The sequence below is a fragment of the Aquimarina spinulae genome, from assembly GCF_943373825.1.
GTDB classification, from domain to species: domain Bacteria; phylum Bacteroidota; class Bacteroidia; order Flavobacteriales; family Flavobacteriaceae; genus Aquimarina; species Aquimarina spinulae.
Window position 1 is genome coordinate 93,344 of sequence record NZ_CALSBP010000002.1, and the last position, 23,163, is coordinate 116,506.

The 23,163-nt window shown below is 39.5% G+C and carries 2 protein-coding genes; both read right to left on the bottom strand.

Annotated features, from left to right (window positions below):
* Positions 1 to 38 precede the first annotated feature (38 nt).
* Positions 39 to 11,711, bottom strand: a complete 11,673-nt coding sequence (locus NNH57_RS06350) for a gliding motility-associated C-terminal domain-containing protein (protein WP_328517069.1) — start codon at positions 11,709 to 11,711, stop codon at positions 39 to 41.
* Entirely contained in the window at positions 11,624 to 22,864 is an 11,241-nt protein-coding gene (locus NNH57_RS06355) for a DUF7507 domain-containing protein (protein WP_254504134.1), read from the bottom strand. The genes NNH57_RS06350 and NNH57_RS06355 overlap by 88 nt, the downstream gene beginning before the upstream one ends.
* Between the last annotated feature and the right edge of the window lie 299 nt (positions 22,865 to 23,163).

Here is a 23,163-nt window from a genome sequence, read left to right on the forward strand (position 1 = left end):
ATATAATTATACTCGCGGGGAATTTAAATTTTGATTGATTATCTGTTTATGTATAAGTAACCTGCCCTAGACTTACGTTCACCTGATTCTAAAACATATTCTAAAACATAATAATAGGTACCTACTGGTAATTGATCTGTTCCTTCTATTGTAGTTCTTCCTTTAGAGATTCCTCTGAAGAATTGATCATCTCTTCCATAGTTTTTAGTTCCATATACTTTAACACCCCAACGGTTATATATCTCTAAAGTATTCTCTAATCTTTCTATTCCGCTAATTATAAATACATCATTAACACCATCTCCATTTGGAGACATTCCTGTAAAGACTGTAATACCATCTTCACCTTCTCCTGTTGGCCCGTTAGGTTCTAAATAATCAGGAATACCATTACCATCTGTATCAAAAGCATCATCTGGGTTTCCATCCCCACTAGGGTCTGGATTTTCATCAACGGTAAGAATATCATCATTATCATCATCTATATCTTGAAAGTCATCTCTACCATCACCATCTGTGTCCTGAATAGGGTAATTAACATTACCTGAATCAAATTCTCCAACATTCTGTACTCCGTCAGGAATACCATCAGTTCCTACGGTACCTTCTATTCTTCCTATATCAGAAATCGAAAGTCCATCAAGATTGGCTCCGGATTCATATACATCTAATACTCCATCTCCATCGGCATCAAGATCTAAACGATCGATAACACCATCGCCATCAGTATCCAGATTAGGATCTCCATTTTGTTCTTCAATATCAGTAATACCATCGTTATCATCATCCATATCATCTGGATCAGGAATACCATCCCCATCACTATCAATAACACTAATCGTTGGATCATCTGGATCACCATCAAGATCAGGATCATCATTATCAGAATTATTAGGATCATCAGAGGTTTCTGTTATTGTTTCTGATGTTGGGGTAACCCCTGTTACTTCTGCAATATTAACGACCTGCCCAACCAATATATCAGCCTGAGTCACTACATGTTCTGCGATAACTGTTGTTACCTCTCCTGGTACTAAGGTTGTTATTGGCAATCCAGATATAATCGTTGCATTATCATCAATTACAGTAACATTACTTAATGTAACCGTACCTGTATTTTCTATTTCTATCGTATACGTAATTACATCTCCTATGGCTGTAAAAACTCTAAGGTTTGCCGATTTTGTTACCGATAATCTTCCTATTGTTACTAATCCAGTCTCTGTTTCGGTAGCATCATTTGGATCTGGGGTCGTAGGATCATCAGACATATCTGTAACAGGAATTCCTCCTGGAGTCTCTCCCACAACATCTGCTCTATTTATCACAATTCCTGCATCAAGATCTAATTGAGTAATTGAATGTGCAGCAGTTACAGTTATTCTACCACCTGGTGCTAATGTTGCAATATTAGAAGGTGTTACACTACCAGAATCAGCATTTAAATCTGTGACTACTATGTTATTTATAGTTACTGTTCCGGTATTTATTACTTCTAAAGTATATGTTATTACTTCACCAACAGTATCATATGCTCCATCTGTAGGGGTATCAGACATTTTAGTTAATGTAAGTTCTGGATTTTGGTCAATAATAGTTATCGTCGCATCATCCGGAGCTGGTGTATCTGGATCATCAGAATCATCATTTACTGGAGTCGTATTAGGATCCTCCGCTGATACACTAGCTATGTTCGTAACAGTTCCAAGATCTATATCTGCCTGAGTGATTACATGTGTAGCAGTAGCTATAACTGTTTGACCTGGATCAATACTAGCAATTACACTAGGAACTATAGTATCGGCATTAGGGTCTGTAAGGACAATATTGGTTAACGTTACATTACCATTATTTGTTACTTCTATAGTATATAGTATTGCCTCACCAACAGTGTCATAAGATCCATCTGCTGGTAGATTGTCTGCCTTAGTTATACTAATCATAGGATTAGGAGTTAATGTAATTACTGTAAGGTCATCAGGGCTACCATCATTATTTGGATCTACATCAGTAGCATCATTAGGATCATCTGAATTATCGGTAACTGCTGCTCCTCCTAATGGATTTGGTGCACTTGCAACGGCCTGATTAATATAACTTCCAGAATTTATTTCTGCTTGAGTTAATGTATGTATTGCTGTATATGTGCTATTATCCACTGCACCAGCTACTAAATCTATTGTTGTAGCGGGAGTAACTGTAGCATTAGCATCCGTTATACTGATGCCTGTTAAATCTATATTTCCCGTATTGGTCACTACAAAAGTGTAGTTGATATTTTCTCCTACATCAGCAAAACCATTAAAATTAGCATCATCCAAAGTTCCTGTTTTAGTAATATCTAATAAAGGCTGACGTAAATCGGTAACCGTAGGATCATCTGGACTGCCGTCATTATTAGGATCTACATTTGTTGGATTATTTGGGTCATCTGAGTTATCGGTAACCGCTGCTCCTCCTAATGGGTTCGGTGCACTTGCTACCGCTGTATTGGTAAAGTTACCCGCAGTAATATCTCCCGCAGTAATAATATAACTAGCGGTATACGTACTGTTATCCACTGCACCAACTACTAAATCTATAGTCGTAGCAGGAGTAACTGTAGCATTAGCATCTGTTACACTAATACCTGTTAAGTCTATATTTCCGGTATTGGTCACTACAAAAGTGTAGTTGATTGTATCTCCGGCATCGATAATACCATTACCATTTGTATCAACAACGCCCGTACTGGTTTTTGTAATATCTAATAACGGTTGACGTAAATCGGTAGTCGTAACATCATCTGGACTACCATCATTGTTTGGATCTACATTCGTAGCATCAGTAGGGTCATCTGAATTATCAGTAACCGGTGGACCTAATGGATTTAATGGGTTCAAGGCACTTACAACGGCCTGGTTGTTAAAGGTACCGGCAGTAATATCTCCGGCAGTAATGATATAACTAGCGGTATAGGTACTGTTATCTACTGCACCAACTATTAAATCTATCGTAGTCGCAGGAACAACCGTAGCATTAGCATCTGTTACACTGATTCCTGTTAAATCTATATTTCCGGTATTGGTCACTACAAAAGTGTAGTTGATCGTATCTCCGGCATCAATAATACCATTACCATTTGTATCAACAACCCCTGTACTGGTTTTTGTAATATCTAATAAAGGCTGACGTAAATCGGTAACCGTAGGATCATCTGGACTGCCGTCATTGTTGGGATCTACATTTGTTGGATTATTTGGGTCATCTGAGTTATCGGTAACCGCTGCTCCTCCTAATGGGTTCGGTGCACTTGCTACTGCTGTATTGGTAAAGTTACCTGCAGTAATATCTCCCGCAGTAATAATATAACTAGCGGTATAGGTACTGTTATCTACTGCACCAACTACTAAATCTATTGTCGTAGCAGGGACAACTGTAGCATTAGCATCTGTTACACTGATGCCTGTTAAATCTATATTTCCTGTATTGGTCACTACAAAAGTGTAGTTGATCGTATCTCCGGCATCGATAATACCGTTACCATTTGTATCTACTACGCCTGTACTGGTTTTTGTAATATCTAATAAAGGCTGACGTAAATCGGTAGTCGTAACATCATCTGGACTACCATCATTGTTTGGATCTACATTCGTAGCATCAGTAGGGTCATCTGAGTTATCTGTTACTGGTGGTCCTAATGGATTTAATGGGTTTAAGGCACTTGCAACAGCCTGGTTGTTAAATGTCCCAGCGGTAATATCTCCGGCAGTAATGATATAACTAGCGGTATAGGTACTATTATCTACTGCACCAACTATTAAATCTATCGTAGTCGCAGGAACAACTGTAGCATTAGCATCTGTTACACCAATTCCTGTTAAATCTATATTTCCGGTATTGGTCACTACAAAAGTGTAGTTGATCGTATCTCCTGCATCGATAATACCATTACCATTCGTATCTACTACTCCCGTACTGGTCTTGGTAATATCTAATAAAGGTTGACGTAAATCGGTAACCGTAGGGTCATCTGGACTGCCGTCATTATTAGGATCTATATCAGTAGCATCATTAGGGTCATCTGAGTTATCGGTAACCGCTGCTCCTCCTAATGGGTTCGGTGCACTTGCTACTGCCGTATTGCTAAAGTTACCAGCAGTAATATCTCCAGCGGTAATAATATAACTCGCAGTATAGGTACTGTTATCTACTGCACCAACTACTAAATCTATAGTCGTAGCAGGGACAACTGTAGCATTAGCATCTGTTACACTGATACCCGTTAAATCTATATTTCCGGTATTGGTTACTACAAAAGTGTAGTTGATCGTATCTCCGGCATCAATAATACCATTACCATTCGTATCTACTACGCCTGTACTGGTTTTTGTAATATCTAATAACGGTTGACGTAAATCGGTAACTGTAGGATCATCTGGACTACCATCATTGTTTGGATCTATATCAGTAGCATCATTGGGATCATCTGAGTTATCAGTAACCGCTGCTCCTCCTAATGGGTTCGGTGCACTTGCAACTGCTGTATTGCTAAAGTTACCAGCAGTAATATCTCCAGCGGTAATAATATAACTTGCCGTATAGGTACTGTTATCTACTGCACCAACTACTAAATCTATAGTCGTCGCTGGGACAACTGTAGCATTAGCATCTGTTACACTGATGCCTGTTAAATCTATATTTCCAGTATTAGTCACTACAAAAGTGTAGTTGATCGTATCTCCGGCATCGATAATACCATTACCGTTCGTATCTACTACTCCCGTACTGGTCTTGGTAATATCTAATAAAGGCTGACGTAAATCGGTAACCGTAGGGTCATCTGGACTACCGTCATTATTGGGATCTACATTTGTGGCATTATTTGGATCATCTGAGTTATCGGTAACCGCTGCTCCTCCTAATGGGTTCGGTGCACTTGCTACTGCCGTATTGCTAAAGTTACCTGCAGTAATATCTCCCGCGGTAATGATATAACTTGCCGTATAGGTACTGTTATCTACTGCACCAACTACTAAATCTATCGTAGTCGCAGGAACAACCGTAGCATTAGCATCCGTTACACTGATGCCTGTTAAATCTATATTTCCGGTATTGGTCACTACAAAAGTGTAGTTGATCGTATCTCCAGCATCAATAATACCATTACCATTTGTATCAACAACACCCGTACTGGTCTTGGTAATATCTAATAAAGGTTGACGTAAATCGGTAACCGTAGGATCATCTGGACTGCCGTCATTGTTTGGATCTACATTAGTAGCATCAGTAGGGTCATCTGAATTATCAGTAACCGGTGGTCCTAATGGATTTAGTGGGTTTAAGGCACTTGCAACAGCCTGGTTATTAAAGGTACCGGCGGTAATATCTCCCGCGGTAATAATATAACTTGCCGTATAGGTACTGTTATCTACTGCGCCAACTACTAAATCTATTGTAGTCGCAGGAACAACTGTAGCATTAGCATCTGTTACACCAATTCCCGTTAAATCTATATTTCCAGTATTAGTCACTACAAAAGTGTAGTTGATTGTATCTCCGGCATCAATAATACCATTACCATTTGTATCAACAACGCCTGTACTGGTTTTAGTAATATCTAATAAAGGTTGACGTAAATCGGTAACCGTAGGATCATCTGGACTGCCGTCATTATTAGGATCTACATTTGTTGGATTATTTGGGTCATCTGAGTTATCGGTAACCGCTGCTCCTCCTAATGGGTTCGGTGCACTTGCTACCGCTGTATTGGTAAAGTTACCTGCAGTAATATCTCCCGCGGTAATAATATAACTCGCAGTATAGGTACTGTTATCTACTGCACCAACTACTAAATCTATTGTCGTAGCAGGGACAACTGTAGCATTAGCATCTGTTACACTGATGCCTGTTAAATCTATATTTCCTGTATTGGTCACTACAAAAGTGTAGTTGATCGTATCTCCGGCATCGATAATACCGTTACCATTTGTATCTACTACGCCTGTACTGGTTTTTGTAATATCTAATAAAGGCTGACGTAAATCGGTAGTCGTAACATCATCTGGACTACCATCATTGTTTGGATCTACATTCGTAGCATCAGTAGGGTCATCTGAGTTATCTGTTACTGGTGGTCCTAATGGATTTAATGGGTTTAAGGCACTTGCAACAGCCTGGTTATTGAATGTTCCGGCGGTAATATCTCCCGCGGTAATAATATAACTTGCCGTATAGGTACTGTTATCTACTGCGCCAACTACTAAATCTATCGTAGTCGCAGGAACAACTGTAGCATTAGCATCTGTTACACCAATTCCTGTTAAATCTATATTTCCGGTATTGGTCACTACAAAGGTGTAGTTGATTGTATCTCCGGCATCAATAATACCATTACCATTTGTATCAACAACGCCTGTACTGGTTTTAGTAATATCTAATAAAGGTTGACGTAAATCGGTAACCGTAGGATCATCTGGACTGCCATCATTATTAGGATCTACATTCGTCGCATTATTGGGATCATCTGAGTTATCGGTAACCGCTGCTCCTCCTAATGGGTTCGGTGCACTTGCTACTGCCGTATTGCTAAAGTTACCCGCAGTAATATCTCCCGCAGTAATAATATAACTTGCAGTATAGGTACTGTTATCTACTGCACCAACTACTAAATCTATAGTCGTAGCAGGAGTAACTGTAGCATTAGCATCTGTTACACTAATACCCGTTAAGTCTATATTTCCAGTATTAGTTACTACAAAAGTGTAGTTGATCGTATCTCCGGCATCAATAATACCATTACCATTTGTATCAACAACACCCGTACTGGTTTTTGTAATATCTAATAAAGGCTGACGTAAATCGGTAGTCGTAACATCATCTGGACTACCATCATTGTTTGGATCTACATTCGTAGCATCAGTAGGGTCATCTGAGTTATCTGTTACTGGTGGTCCTAATGGATTTAATGGGTTTAAGGCACTTGCAACAGCCTGGTTGTTAAATGTCCCAGCGGTAATATCTCCGGCAGTAATGATATAACTAGCGGTATAGGTACTGTTATCTACTGCACCAACTATTAAATCTATCGTAGTCGCAGGAACAACTGTAGCATTAGCATCTGTTACACCAATTCCTGTTAAATCTATATTTCCGGTATTGGTCACTACAAAGGTGTAGTTGATCGTATCTCCTGCATCAATAATACCATTACCATTTGTATCAACAACGCCTGTACTGGTTTTAGTAATATCTAATAAAGGTTGACGTAAATCGGTAACCGTAGGGTCATCTGGACTGCCATCATTATTGGGATCTACATTCGTAGCATCATTTGGGTCATCTGAGTTATCGGTAACCGCTGCTCCTCCTAATGGGTTCGGTGCACTTGCTACCGCTGTATTGGTAAAGTTACCTGCAGTAATATCTCCCGCAGTAATAATATAACTAGCGGTATAGGTACTGTTATCTACTGCACCAACTACTAAATCTATTGTCGTAGCAGGGACAACTGTAGCATTAGCATCTGTTACACTGATGCCTGTTAAATCTATATTTCCTGTATTGGTCACTACAAAAGTGTAGTTGATCGTATCTCCGGCATCGATAATACCATTAGCATTTGTATCTACTACGCCTGTACTGGTTTTTGTAATATCTAATAAAGGCTGACGTAAATCGGTAGTCGTAACATCATCTGGACTACCATCATTGTTTGGATCTACATTAGTAGCATCAGTAGGGTCATCTGAATTATCAGTAACCGGTGGTCCTAATGGATTTAATGGGTTTAAGGCACTTGCAACAGCCTGGTTGTTAAATGTCCCAGCGGTAATATCTCCGGCAGTAATGATATAACTAGCGGTATAGGTACTATTATCTACTGCACCAACTATTAAATCTATCGTAGTCGCAGGAACAACTGTAGCATTAGCATCTGTTACACCAATTCCTGTTAAATCTATATTTCCGGTATTGGTCACTACAAAAGTGTAGTTGATCGTATCTCCTGCATCGATAATACCATTACCATTCGTATCTACTACTCCCGTACTGGTCTTGGTAATATCTAATAAAGGTTGACGTAAATCGGTAACCGTAGGGTCATCTGGACTGCCGTCATTATTAGGATCTATATCAGTAGCATCATTAGGGTCATCTGAGTTATCGGTAACCGCTGCTCCTCCTAATGGGTTCGGTGCACTTGCTACTGCTGTATTGGTAAAGTTACCTGCAGTAATATCTCCCGCAGTAATAATATAACTAGCGGTATAGGTACTGTTATCTACTGCACCAACTACTAAATCTATTGTCGTAGCAGGGACAACTGTAGCATTAGCATCTGTTACACTGATGCCTGTTAAATCTATATTTCCTGTATTGGTCACTACAAAAGTGTAGTTGATCGTATCTCCGGCATCGATAATACCGTTACCATTTGTATCTACTACGCCTGTACTGGTTTTTGTAATATCTAATAAAGGCTGACGTAAATCGGTAGTCGTAACATCATCTGGACTACCATCATTGTTTGGATCTACATTCGTAGCATCAGTAGGGTCATCTGAGTTATCTGTTACTGGTGGTCCTAATGGATTTAATGGGTTTAAGGCACTTGCAACAGCCTGGTTATTGAATGTTCCGGCGGTAATATCTCCCGCGGTAATAATATAACTTGCCGTATAGGTACTGTTATCTACTGCGCCAACTACTAAATCTATCGTAGTCGCAGGAACAACTGTAGCATTAGCATCTGTTACACCAATTCCTGTTAAATCTATATTTCCGGTATTGGTCACTACAAAGGTGTAGTTGATTGTATCTCCGGCATCAATAATACCATTACCATTTGTATCAACAACGCCTGTACTGGTTTTAGTAATATCTAATAAAGGTTGACGTAAATCGGTAACCGTAGGATCATCTGGACTGCCATCATTATTAGGATCTACATTCGTCGCATTATTGGGATCATCTGAGTTATCGGTAACCGCTGCTCCTCCTAATGGGTTCGGTGCACTTGCTACTGCCGTATTGCTAAAGTTACCCGCAGTAATATCTCCCGCAGTAATAATATAACTTGCAGTATAGGTACTGTTATCTACTGCACCAACTACTAAATCTATAGTCGTAGCAGGAGTAACTGTAGCATTAGCATCTGTTACACTAATACCCGTTAAGTCTATATTTCCAGTATTAGTTACTACAAAAGTGTAGTTGATCGTATCTCCGGCATCAATAATACCATTACCATTTGTATCAACAACACCCGTACTGGTTTTTGTAATATCTAATAAAGGCTGACGTAAATCGGTAGTCGTAACATCATCTGGACTACCATCATTGTTTGGATCTACATTCGTAGCATCAGTAGGGTCATCTGAGTTATCTGTTACTGGTGGTCCTAATGGATTTAATGGGTTTAAGGCACTTGCAACAGCCTGGTTGTTAAATGTCCCAGCGGTAATATCTCCGGCAGTAATGATATAACTAGCGGTATAGGTACTGTTATCTACTGCACCAACTATTAAATCTATCGTAGTCGCAGGAACAACTGTAGCATTAGCATCTGTTACACCAATTCCTGTTAAATCTATATTTCCGGTATTGGTCACTACAAAGGTGTAGTTGATCGTATCTCCTGCATCAATAATACCATTACCATTTGTATCAACAACGCCTGTACTGGTTTTAGTAATATCTAATAAAGGTTGACGTAAATCGGTAACCGTAGGGTCATCTGGACTGCCATCATTATTGGGATCTACATTCGTAGCATCATTTGGGTCATCTGAGTTATCGGTAACCGCTGCTCCTCCTAATGGGTTCGGTGCACTTGCTACCGCTGTATTGGTAAAGTTACCTGCAGTAATATCTCCCGCAGTAATAATATAACTAGCGGTATAGGTACTGTTATCTACTGCACCAACTACTAAATCTATTGTCGTAGCAGGGACAACTGTAGCATTAGCATCTGTTACACTGATGCCTGTTAAATCTATATTTCCTGTATTGGTCACTACAAAAGTGTAGTTGATCGTATCTCCGGCATCGATAATACCATTAGCATTTGTATCTACTACGCCTGTACTGGTTTTTGTAATATCTAATAAAGGCTGACGTAAATCGGTAGTCGTAACATCATCTGGACTACCATCATTGTTTGGATCTACATTAGTAGCATCAGTAGGGTCATCTGAATTATCAGTAACCGGTGGTCCTAATGGATTTAATGGGTTTAAGGCACTTGCAACAGCCTGGTTGTTAAATGTCCCAGCGGTAATATCTCCGGCAGTAATGATATAACTAGCGGTATAGGTACTATTATCTACTGCACCAACTATTAAATCTATCGTAGTCGCAGGAACAACTGTAGCATTAGCATCTGTTACACCAATTCCTGTTAAATCTATATTTCCGGTATTGGTCACTACAAAAGTGTAGTTGATCGTATCTCCTGCATCGATAATACCATTACCATTCGTATCTACTACTCCCGTACTGGTCTTGGTAATATCTAATAAAGGTTGACGTAAATCGGTAACCGTAGGGTCATCTGGACTGCCGTCATTATTAGGATCTATATCAGTAGCATCATTAGGGTCATCTGAGTTATCGGTAACCGCTGCTCCTCCTAATGGGTTCGGTGCACTTGCTACTGCCGTATTGCTAAAGTTACCAGCAGTAATATCTCCAGCGGTAATAATATAACTCGCAGTATAGGTACTGTTATCTACTGCACCAACTACTAAATCTATAGTCGTAGCAGGGACAACTGTAGCATTAGCATCTGTTACACTGATACCCGTTAAATCTATATTTCCGGTATTGGTTACTACAAAAGTGTAGTTGATCGTATCTCCGGCATCAATAATACCATTACCATTCGTATCTACTACGCCTGTACTGGTTTTTGTAATATCTAATAACGGTTGACGTAAATCGGTAACTGTAGGATCATCTGGACTACCATCATTGTTTGGATCTATATCAGTAGCATCATTGGGATCATCTGAGTTATCAGTAACCGCTGCTCCTCCTAATGGGTTCGGTGCACTTGCAACTGCTGTATTGCTAAAGTTACCAGCAGTAATATCTCCAGCGGTAATAATATAACTTGCCGTATAGGTACTGTTATCTACTGCACCAGCTACTAAATCTATAGTCGTCGCTGGGACAACTGTAGCATTAGCATCTGTTACACTGATGCCTGTTAAATCTATATTTCCAGTATTAGTCACTACAAAAGTGTAGTTGATCGTATCTCCGGCATCGATAATACCATTAGCATTTGTATCTACTACTCCCGTACTGGTTTTAGTAATATCTAATAAAGGCTGACGTAAATCGGTAACCGTAGGATCATCTGGACTGCCGTCATTATTAGGATCTACATTTGTCGCATTATTTGGGTCATCTGAGTTATCGGTAACCGCTGCTCCTCCTAATGGGTTCGGTGCACTTGCTACTGCCGTATTGCTAAAGTTACCAGCAGTAATATCTCCAGCGGTAATAATATAACTTGCAGTATAGGTACTGTTATCTACTGCACCAACTACTAAATCTATAGTCGTAGCAGGAGTAACTGTAGCATTAGCATCTGTTACACTAATACCCGTTAAGTCTATATTTCCAGTATTAGTTACTACAAAAGTGTAGTTGATCGTATCTCCGGCATCAATAATACCATTACCATTTGTATCAACAACACCCGTACTGGTCTTTGGTAATATCTAATAAAGGCTGACGTAAATCGGTAGTCCGTAGGATCATCTGGACTGCCGTCATTGTTTGGATCTACATTAGTAGCATCAGTAGGGTCATCTGAATTATCAGTAACCGGTGGTCCTAATGGATTTAGTGGGTTTAAGGCACTTGCAACAGCCTGGTTATTAAAGGTACCGGCGGTAATATCTCCCGCGGTAATAATATAACTTGCCGTATAGGTACTGTTATCTACTGCGCCAACTACTAAATCTATTGTAGTCGCAGGAACAACTGTAGCATTAGCATCTGTTACACCAATTCCCGTTAAATCTATATTTCCAGTATTAGTCACTACAAAAGTGTAGTTGATTGTATCTCCGGCATCAATAATACCATTACCATTTGTATCAACAACGCCTGTACTGGTTTTAGTAATATCTAATAAAGGTTGACGTAAATCGGTAACCGTAGGATCATCTGGACTGCCGTCATTATTAGGATCTACATTTGTTGGATTATTTGGGTCATCTGAGTTATCGGTAACCGCTGCTCCTCCTAATGGGTTCGGTGCACTTGCTACCGCTGTATTGGTAAAGTTACCTGCAGTAATATCTCCCGCGGTAATAATATAACTCGCAGTATAGGTACTGTTATCTACTGCACCAACTACTAAATCTATTGTCGTAGCAGGGACAACTGTAGCATTAGCATCTGTTACACTGATGCCTGTTAAATCTATATTTCCTGTATTGGTCACTACAAAAGTGTAGTTGATCGTATCTCCGGCATCGATAATACCGTTACCATTTGTATCTACTACGCCTGTACTGGTTTTTGTAATATCTAATAAAGGCTGACGTAAATCGGTAGTCGTAACATCATCTGGACTACCATCATTGTTTGGATCTACATTCGTAGCATCAGTAGGGTCATCTGAGTTATCTGTTACTGGTGGTCCTAATGGATTTAATGGGTTTAAGGCACTTGCAACAGCCTGGTTATTGAATGTTCCGGCGGTAATATCTCCCGCGGTAATAATATAACTTGCCGTATAGGTACTGTTATCTACTGCGCCAACTACTAAATCTATCGTAGTCGCAGGAACAACTGTAGCATTAGCATCTGTTACACCAATTCCTGTTAAATCTATATTTCCGGTATTGGTCACTACAAAGGTGTAGTTGATTGTATCTCCGGCATCAATAATACCATTACCATTTGTATCAACAACGCCTGTACTGGTTTTAGTAATATCTAATAAAGGTTGACGTAAATCGGTAACCGTAGGATCATCTGGACTGCCATCATTATTAGGATCTACATTCGTCGCATTATTGGGATCATCTGAGTTATCGGTAACCGCTGCTCCTCCTAATGGGTTCGGTGCACTTGCTACTGCCGTATTGCTAAAGTTACCCGCAGTAATATCTCCCGCAGTAATAATATAACTTGCAGTATAGGTACTGTTATCTACTGCACCAACTACTAAATCTATAGTCGTAGCAGGAGTAACTGTAGCATTAGCATCTGTTACACTAATACCCGTTAAGTCTATATTTCCAGTATTAGTTACTACAAAAGTGTAGTTGATCGTATCTCCGGCATCAATAATACCATTACCATTTGTATCAACAACACCCGTACTGGTTTTTGTAATATCTAATAAAGGCTGACGTAAATCGGTAGTCGTAACATCATCTGGACTACCATCATTGTTTGGATCTACATTCGTAGCATCAGTAGGGTCATCTGAGTTATCTGTTACTGGTGGTCCTAATGGATTTAATGGGTTTAAGGCACTTGCAACAGCCTGGTTGTTAAATGTCCCAGCGGTAATATCTCCGGCAGTAATGATATAACTAGCGGTATAGGTACTGTTATCTACTGCACCAACTATTAAATCTATCGTAGTCGCAGGAACAACTGTAGCATTAGCATCTGTTACACCAATTCCTGTTAAATCTATATTTCCGGTATTGGTCACTACAAAGGTGTAGTTGATCGTATCTCCTGCATCAATAATACCATTACCATTTGTATCAACAACGCCTGTACTGGTTTTAGTAATATCTAATAAAGGTTGACGTAAATCGGTAACCGTAGGGTCATCTGGACTGCCATCATTATTGGGATCTACATTCGTAGCATCATTTGGGTCATCTGAGTTATCGGTAACCGCTGCTCCTCCTAATGGGTTCGGTGCACTTGCTACCGCTGTATTGGTAAAGTTACCTGCAGTAATATCTCCCGCAGTAATAATATAACTAGCGGTATAGGTACTGTTATCTACTGCACCAACTACTAAATCTATTGTCGTAGCAGGGACAACTGTAGCATTAGCATCTGTTACACTGATGCCTGTTAAATCTATATTTCCTGTATTGGTCACTACAAAAGTGTAGTTGATCGTATCTCCGGCATCGATAATACCATTAGCATTTGTATCTACTACGCCTGTACTGGTTTTTGTAATATCTAATAAAGGCTGACGTAAATCGGTAGTCGTAACATCATCTGGACTACCATCATTGTTTGGATCTACATTAGTAGCATCAGTAGGGTCATCTGAATTATCAGTAACCGGTGGTCCTAATGGATTTAATGGGTTTAAGGCACTTGCAACAGCCTGGTTGTTAAATGTCCCAGCGGTAATATCTCCGGCAGTAATGATATAACTAGCGGTATAGGTACTATTATCTACTGCACCAACTATTAAATCTATCGTAGTCGCAGGAACAACTGTAGCATTAGCATCTGTTACACCAATTCCTGTTAAATCTATATTTCCGGTATTGGTCACTACAAAAGTGTAGTTGATCGTATCTCCTGCATCGATAATACCATTACCATTCGTATCTACTACTCCCGTACTGGTCTTGGTAATATCTAATAAAGGTTGACGTAAATCGGTAACCGTAGGGTCATCTGGACTGCCGTCATTATTAGGATCTATATCAGTAGCATCATTAGGGTCATCTGAGTTATCGGTAACCGCTGCTCCTCCTAATGGGTTCGGTGCACTTGCTACTGCTGTATTGGTAAAGTTACCTGCAGTAATATCTCCCGCAGTAATAATATAACTAGCGGTATAGGTACTGTTATCTACTGCACCAACTACTAAATCTATTGTCGTAGCAGGGACAACTGTAGCATTAGCATCTGTTACACTGATGCCTGTTAAATCTATATTTCCTGTATTGGTCACTACAAAAGTGTAGTTGATCGTATCTCCGGCATCGATAATACCGTTACCATTTGTATCTACTACGCCTGTACTGGTTTTTGTAATATCTAATAAAGGCTGACGTAAATCGGTAGTCGTAACATCATCTGGACTACCATCATTGTTTGGATCTACATTCGTAGCATCAGTAGGGTCATCTGAGTTATCTGTTACTGGTGGTCCTAATGGATTTAATGGGTTTAAGGCACTTGCAACAGCCTGGTTATTGAATGTTCCGGCGGTAATATCTCCCGCGGTAATAATATAACTTGCCGTATAGGTACTGTTATCTACTGCGCCAACTACTAAATCTATCGTAGTCGCAGGAACAACTGTAGCATTAGCATCTGTTACACCAATTCCTGTTAAATCTATATTTCCGGTATTGGTCACTACAAAGGTGTAGTTGATTGTATCTCCGGCATCAATAATACCATTACCATTTGTATCAACAACGCCTGTACTGGTTTTAGTAATATCTAATAAAGGTTGACGTAAATCGGTAACCGTAGGATCATCTGGACTGCCATCATTATTAGGATCTACATTCGTCGCATTATTGGGATCATCTGAGTTATCGGTAACCGCTGCTCCTCCTAATGGGTTCGGTGCACTTGCTACTGCCGTATTGCTAAAGTTACCCGCAGTAATATCTCCCGCAGTAATAATATAACTTGCAGTATAGGTACTGTTATCTACTGCACCAACTACTAAATCTATAGTCGTAGCAGGAGTAACTGTAGCATTAGCATCTGTTACACTAATACCCGTTAAGTCTATATTTCCAGTATTAGTTACTACAAAAGTGTAGTTGATCGTATCTCCGGCATCAATAATACCATTACCATTTGTATCAACAACACCCGTACTGGTTTTTGTAATATCTAATAAAGGCTGACGTAAATCGGTAGTCGTAACATCATCTGGACTACCATCATTGTTTGGATCTACATTCGTAGCATCAGTAGGGTCATCTGAGTTATCTGTTACTGGTGGTCCTAATGGATTTAATGGGTTTAAGGCACTTGCAACAGCCTGGTTGTTAAATGTCCCAGCGGTAATATCTCCGGCAGTAATGATATAACTAGCGGTATAGGTACTGTTATCTACTGCACCAACTATTAAATCTATCGTAGTCGCAGGAACAACTGTAGCATTAGCATCTGTTACACCAATTCCTGTTAAATCTATATTTCCGGTATTGGTCACTACAAAGGTGTAGTTGATCGTATCTCCTGCATCAATAATACCATTACCATTTGTATCAACAACGCCTGTACTGGTTTTAGTAATATCTAATAAAGGTTGACGTAAATCGGTAACCGTAGGGTCATCTGGACTGCCATCATTATTGGGATCTACATTCGTAGCATCATTTGGGTCATCTGAGTTATCGGTAACCGCTGCTCCTCCTAATGGGTTCGGTGCACTTGCTACCGCTGTATTGGTAAAGTTACCTGCAGTAATATCTCCCGCAGTAATAATATAACTAGCGGTATAGGTACTGTTATCTACTGCACCAACTACTAAATCTATTGTCGTAGCAGGGACAACTGTAGCATTAGCATCTGTTACACTGATGCCTGTTAAATCTATATTTCCTGTATTGGTCACTACAAAAGTGTAGTTGATCGTATCTCCGGCATCGATAATACCATTAGCATTTGTATCTACTACGCCTGTACTGGTTTTTGTAATATCTAATAAAGGCTGACGTAAATCGGTAGTCGTAACATCATCTGGACTACCATCATTGTTTGGATCTACATTAGTAGCATCAGTAGGGTCATCTGAATTATCAGTAACCGGTGGTCCTAATGGATTTAATGGGTTTAAGGCACTTGCAACAGCCTGGTTGTTAAATGTCCCAGCGGTAATATCTCCGGCAGTAATGATATAACTAGCGGTATAGGTACTATTATCTACTGCACCAACTATTAAATCTATCGTAGTCGCAGGAACAACTGTAGCATTAGCATCTGTTACACCAATTCCTGTTAAATCTATATTTCCGGTATTGGTCACTACAAAAGTGTAGTTGATCGTATCTCCTGCATCGATAATACCATTACCATTCGTATCTACTACTCCCGTACTGGTCTTGGTAATATCTAATAAAGGTTGACGTAAATCGGTAACCGTAGGGTCATCTGGACTGCCGTCATTATTAGGATCTATATCAGTAGCATCATTAGGGTCATCTGAGTTATCGGTAACCGCTGCTCCTCCTAATGGGTTCGGTGCACTTGCTACTGCCGTATTGCTAAAGTTACCAGCAGTAATATCTCCAGCGGTAATAATATAACTCGCAGTATAGGTACTGTTATCTACTGCACCAACTACTAAATCTATAGTCGTAGCAGGGACAACTGTAGCATTAGCATCTGTTACACTGATACCCGTTAAATCTATATTTCCGGTATTGGTTACTACAAAAGTGTAGTTGATCGTATCTCCGGCATCAATAATACCATTACCATTCGTATCTACTACGCCTGTACTGGTTTTTGTAATATCTAATAACGGTTGACGTAAATCGGTAACTGTAGGATCATCTGGACTACCATCATTGTTTGGATCTATATCAGTAGCATCATTGGGATCATCTGAGTTATCAGTAACCGCTGCTCCTCCTAATGGGTTCGGTGCACTTGCAACTGCTGTATTGCTAAAGTTACCAGCAGTAATATCTCCAGCGGTAATAATATAACTTGCCGTATAGGTACTGTTATCTACTGCACCAGCTACTAAATCTATAGTCGTCGCTGGGACAACTGTAGCATTAGCATCTGTTACACTGATGCCTGTTAAATCTATATTTCCAGTATTAGTCACTACAAAAGTGTAGTTGATCGTATCTCCGGCATCGATAATACCATTAGCATTTGTATCTACTACTCCCGTACTGGTTTTAGTAATATCTAATAAAGGCTGACGTAAATCGGTAACCGTAGGATCATCTGGACTGCCGTCATTATTAGGATCTACATTTGTCGCATTATTTGGGTCATCTGAGTTATCGGTAACCGCTGCTCCTCCTAATGGGTTCGGTGCACTTGCTACTGCCGTATTGCTAAAGTTACCAGCAGTAATATCTCCAGCGGTAATAATATAACTTGCAGTATAGGTACTGTTATCTACTGCACCAACTACTAAATCTATAGTCGTAGCAGGAGTAACTGTAGCATTAGCATCTGTTACACTAATACCCGTTAAGTCTATATTTCCAGTATTAGTTACTACAAAAGTGTAGTTGATCGTATCTCCGGCATCAATAATACCATTACCATTTGTATCAACAACACCCGTACTGGTTTTTGTAATATCTAATAAAGGCTGACGTAAATCGGTAGTCGTAACATCATCTGGACTACCATCATTGTTTGGATCTACATTCGTAGCATCAGTAGGATCATCTGAGTTATCAGTAACCGGTGGTCCTAATGGATTTAATGGGTTTAAGGCACTTGCAACAGCCTGGTTATTAAAGGTACCGGCGGTAATATCTCCTGCGGTAATAATATAACTTGCGGTATAGGTACTGTTATCTACTGCACCAGCTACTAAATCTATAGTCGTAGCAGGAGTAACTGTAGCATTAGCATCCGTTACACCAATTCCCGTTAAATCTATATTTCCAGTATTAGTCACTACAAAAGTGTAGTTGATCGTATCTCCGGCATCGATAATACCATTACCGTTCGTATCTACTACTCCCGTACTGGTCTTGGTAATATCTAATAAAGGCTGACGTAAATCGGTAACCGTAGGATCATCTGGACTCCCGTCATTATTAGGATCTATATCAGTAGCATCATTAGGGTCATCTGAGTTATCAGTAACCGCTGCTCCTCCTAATGGGTTCGGTGCACTTGCTACCGCTGTATTGGTAAAGTTACCCGCAGTAATATCTCCCGCAGTAATAATATAACTAGCGGTATACGTACTGTTATCCACTGCACCAACTACTAAATCTATAGTCGTAGCAGGAGTAACTGTAGCATTAGCATCTGTTACACTAATACCTGTTAAGTCTATATTTCCGGTATTGGTCACTACAAAAGTGTAGTTGATTGTATCTCCGGCATCGATAATACCATTACCATTTGTATCAACAACGCCCGTACTGGTTTTTGTAATATCTAATAACGGTTGACGTAAATCGGTAGTCGTAACATCATCTGGACTACCATCATTGTTTGGATCTACATTCGTAGCATCAGTAGGGTCATCTGAATTATCAGTAACCGGTGGACCTAATGGATTTAATGGGTTCAAGGCACTTACAACGGCCTGGTTGTTAAAGGTACCGGCAGTAATATCTCCGGCAGTAATGATATAACTAGCGGTATAGGTACTGTTATCTACTGCACCAACTATTAAATCTATCGTAGTCGCAGGAACAACCGTAGCATTAGCATCTGTTACACTGATTCCTGTTAAATCTATATTTCCGGTATTGGTCACTACAAAAGTGTAGTTGATCGTATCTCCGGCATCAATAATACCATTACCATTTGTATCAACAACCCCTGTACTGGTTTTTGTAATATTTAATAAAGGCTGACGTAAATCGGTAACCGTAGGATCATCTGGACTGCCGTCATTGTTGGGATCTACATTTGTTGGATTATTTGGGTCATCTGAGTTATCGGTAACCGCTGCTCCTCCTAATGGGTTCGGTGCACTTGCAACTGCTGTATTGGTAAAGTTACCTGCAGTAATATCTCCCGCAGTAATAATATAACTAGCGGTATAGGTACTGTTATCTACTGCACCAACTACTAAATCTATTGTCGTAGCAGGGACAACTGTAGCATTAGCATCTGTTACACTGATGCCTGTTAAATCTATATTTCCTGTATTGGTCACTACAAAAGTGTAGTTGATCGTATCTCCGGCATCGATAATACCGTTACCATTTGTATCTACTACGCCTGTACTGGTTTTTGTAATATCTAATAAAGGCTGACGTAAATCGGTAGTCGTAACATCATCTGGACTACCATCATTGTTTGGATCTACATTCGTAGCATCAGTAGGGTCATCTGAGTTATCTGTTACTGGTGGTCCTAATGGATTTAATGGGTTTAAGGCACTTGCAACAGCCTGGTTGTTAAATGTCCCAGCGGTAATATCTCCGGCAGTAATGATATAACTAGCGGTATAGGTACTATTATCTACTGCACCAACTATTAAATCTATCGTAGTCGCAGGAACAACTGTAGCATTAGCATCTGTTACACCAATTCCTGTTAAATCTATATTTCCGGTATTGGTCACTACAAAAGTGTAGTTGATCGTATCTCCTGCATCGATAATACCATTACCATTCGTATCTACTACTCCCGTACTGGTCTTGGTAATATCTAATAAAGGTTGACGTAAATCGGTAACCGTAGGGTCATCTGGACTGCCGTCATTATTAGGATCTACATTTGTTGGATTATTTGGGTCATCTGAGTTATCAGTAACCGCTGCTCCTCCTAATGGGTTCGGTGCACTTGCTACTGCTGTATTGGTAAAGTTACCTGCAGTAATATCTCCCGCAGTAATAATATAACTTGCCGTATAGGTACTGTTATCTACTGCACCAACTACTAAATCTATCGTAGTCGCAGGAACAACTGTAGCATTAGCATCCGTTACACTGATGCCTGTTAAATCTATATTTCCGGTATTGGTCACTATAAAAGTGTAGTTGATCGTATCTCCGGCATCGATAATACCATTAGCATTTGTATCAACAACGCCCGTACTGGTTTTGGTAATATCTAATAAAGGTTGACGTAAGTCGGTAACTGTAGGATCATCCGGGTCATTATCACCATCTGGATCGACATTCGTAGCATTATCAGGGTCATCCGAGACATCTGTTTCCAAATTTACATTAACATCAACACTACTTACTGTTGCACTATTACTATAGCTACCTGTATTAATATCTGCCTGAAGAAGTGTATATGTCCCTGTAAACGTTGTGTTGTCCATTGCTCCCGAAGCTAAACTCGCTATTGGAGTACCGCTAACAGTTATCCCCGAATCTGTAACTGTTACATTAGTCAATGTGGTTCCTCCGGTATTAGTTATGGTAAAGACATAAGTGATTGTATCACCTGCATCTATAACACCATTTGTATTTGTATCCACATAAGTGTCTGTCTTTAAAAGTGAAATATCTATCCATTCTCTCCAGTTAGATTCTCCCCCCGGGCTATCTGTATCAGGAAAAGGACTGGTAGCCGTTTGACCACCGTTTGTAGGATCTAAATTGGCATCATCTACATCAAAATTATCATCCAAACCATCATTATCAGCATCTGATGCTGCTGGTACAGTATCTGCAATACCATCATCGTTAGTATCATATGCTTCAATGGTATCACTTTCATTATCACCGTCTGAATCTAAATCCAGATAATCTGGTACCGTATCACTATTAGGAGTACCTGCATCTGTGTTTATTGGTATTAGCGGAAATCCTCCAGAATTTATATCATAACGATCATCAATCCCATCCCCATCTGCATCATTTAATAAAGGGGCTTGATACCCTGCAGTTGTCTGAGCTTCAATATTATCTACTATTCCATCATTATCTGCATCAATATCAAGATAATCATCATTACCAGAACCATCACTATTAGGAGTAGGAAGTGGTGTTCCTGTTGTAACTTCTCCTACTCCACTACCACTATCTATATTATCAACAATATCTGCTAATCCATCACCATCTGCATCGGTAGGTACTCCTGTGCCGATAACACCATCATTATCGGGGTCAGTCCCCCCTGCCTCTATAACATCTAAGATACCATCGTTATCACTATCTAAATCTAAATGGTTGGAAATACCATCTCCATCAAAATCAAATTGAGGTTCTACTACTCCGTTTACATTTCCTATTGTAAAATTATTATCATTATCATCAAGATATGCCGGTATACCATCTCCATCAACATCCAAATTAGGTTCGCCTGCAGCTCCAGATTCATCTATATCCAAAATACCATCATCATCATCATCAGGATCTCTGGCATCAGAAAGGCCATCTCCATCAGAATCTCTATCTCCAGATATTGTACTTATAAAAACTCCAGAATCTAATGTAGGATCACCTGTATCAGCAATTGCCATTTTAAATCTATATGTATTGCCCGGTAGTAACCCAGACAGTACTCCTGTTAATTGTTGTGTTATACCATTATATTCTGTAAATATTGTAAAAGGTCCAGGATTAGTATTACAGGCAGCAGCCGATGTGTCATGCCCATTATTAATATAAAAAGCAGAGTTTGTCAAATCTTCTGTAGTGGCATCGTCATTACATCCTACGAATCCTGCATTTATCGTATTTACCGCAACAGGACTTGTAGTTCCCGGCACTAAAGCTATATTCTGAGTACCAGTTATTCCGGGACCAGAAACAAAAAATCCAAAAATATCATTGAATACACTTCCCACATAATCTGGATATTCATCAGATCCAAATTGATACACTACTTTTAAATCTGTAAATCCAGGTTCTAAAACTACATCAAATGAAAAGACAACCACGTCATGTACCGCAGTTGCATCTATTGCAGTAATATCCGGATCGCTATAAACACCACCAGGAGCAAGTGGTAGCGCATCAATACTAGCTTGCACTCCAGAATTACTAGGCCATGCCGCATTACCATTACTCCCGAATGCCTGAGTAGCACTACCTGTAGACATTAAGACTCCTCCATCTAAAGAAAGGTTAGCTCCTGCTGTACCATTAGAAAATGTTGCTAATTGTGAAGATCTATCTCCATTTTCAAGAGTAGCATTAGATAATCCTACTCCATCACCGTCTAATACACTTAACATAGCCGCATCGGTAGGGTTACCTGCAAAGGTTGCCTGAGAATAGGAAAAATTACTTATAATCAAAAAAAGACCTAATACTAGTACGGTTCTTTTTTGATTCATCTGTTTGGTCTGAAAAAAAGTAAAAATTTTCATAGGCTATTTATGATAAATTGGTTGTGTTATTGTTTTGGAACGATTCAAAGTAATTGGTATAGTTATTTTTAGAAATATCGAACATATTTATATCTATCAATATCATATAATTTTGACGAAATAAAGATGCAGTTACCAAGGGTAATATGTAGCATATGGATAAAAAGGAATTTGTTCCTTTTTTATACTCTAATAACCGGGTAAAACTCATCATACTTTTCTGTTTGGGGTATTTGATAATGAAATAAAAAACTATAAAAATTCAA

Bases quoted from the DNA above. Each gene is read 5' to 3' on its own strand.
- NNH57_RS06355 (WP_254504134.1), bottom strand. From the start codon at position 22,864: ATGAATCAAAAAAGAACCGTACTAGTATTAGGTCTTTTTTTGATTATA.